This window comes from Arthrobacter sp. Dra40 (assembly GCF_059091905.1).
Window position 1 is genome coordinate 1 of sequence record NZ_JBNHHB010000500.1, and the last position, 1,256, is coordinate 1,256.

Here is a 1,256-nt window from a genome sequence, read left to right on the forward strand (position 1 = left end):
CTTCACGCCCGCGCTCCCCCACCAGCGCGATCACGGAGACCTCGGCGTCGGTGCCGCGGGCGATCATGGACAGCAGCGAGGACTTGCCCACGCCGGAGCCGGCAAAAAGGCCCATGCGCTGGCCCTTGCCCACGGTGGTGAGGGTGTCCAGTACGCGCACACCCAGCTGCAGCGGGGTATCAATGCGGGCCCGGTGCATCGCGGACGGAGTGTCGTTGTCCAGCGGCACCAGTGCGTCGAAGACCAGCGGTCCTTTGCCGTCGATCGGCCGGCCCATGCCGTCCAACACGCGGCCGAACAGCCCGTTTCCGGTGGGCACCAGCACCGGGGTGCCCTTGGCTTTGGCCGGGGTGCCGGTGTTGATTCCGGTCAGCCGTCCCAAGGGCATGCAGCGGATGCCGTCCCGGTTGGTCGCCACCACTTCCGCCTCCACGCCCTGGCCCTCGCCGATCAGCACCAAGTCGCCAATGGCGCAGTCCAGACCGGCGATTTCGACGCCGAGGCCCACCACCGAGGACACCGTCCCGAAGCGCTCGGGGCGGGCTGCGGCCAGCGCGCCGGCAAACCGGTCGGCGCGTGGGCGCCACGCCACGGCGGTCACTGCCTGGCCTCCAACAGTGCGGCCTTGGCCCGGGAGAGCGCGGTGCTGATCCGTGCGTCCAGGAAGCCGTCGGCGAACTCGGTGACCGCGTCCCCGGGTGCGAGCGAGGAATCGGGGCTGAAGCTCACGCCCGCATGCTTCCGCGTCTCCGGCGGGAGCATGGTCAAGTCGGTCGGGTTCATCCGGACGGTGTGCACGCGCGAGGCGTCCACCCCGGCCAGCGCCCGGGTGAGGGCAGCGCGTGCGGAGGCTTCGCCGTCGGACAGTTCATGGCCCAGGATGGCTTCCGCCAGCTCCATGGCCGCGGCGGCCAACGTGTCCTGGGCGGCGGCCAGCACGGGCGCCGTCCGCTCTTCCAGCGCACGGGTGGCGGCCGCCAGCGCGGCTACCGACTGCTGCACGCGGGCGCGGGCGTCCGCCATCAGGGCGGCGTGGTCCTGCTCCATCGCCAGTTGGCGTTCGCGCATCATCTCGGAGCCTTCGCGCATGCCCGCGGTGTAGCCGGCCGCATGCCCGCGGACCTTGGCCTGTTCGAACGCCCGCTCCTGCGATTCGTCGCTGCGCAGTTCGGTGTAGGCCAACTTGGCGAAAGTCCCGGCGCCGGTGTTCAGCTCAGGAAAACTCATCCTGGAGAATGCAGCCTCAGTAGACATAT

The 1,256-nt window shown here is 70.6% G+C and carries 1 protein-coding gene and 1 pseudogene; both read right to left on the reverse strand.

The features are described 5' to 3' along the window. Nucleotides 1-601 (reverse strand): annotated as a pseudogene (locus AC5RWT_RS37545) (EscN/YscN/HrcN family type III secretion system ATPase); the annotation flags it as partial. Further along, a partial coding sequence (locus tag AC5RWT_RS37550) for a FliH/SctL family protein (protein WP_494084645.1) occupies nt 598-1,256 on the reverse strand: 659 nt, incomplete at its 5' end. The pseudogene AC5RWT_RS37545 and the gene AC5RWT_RS37550, both read right to left, overlap by 4 nt.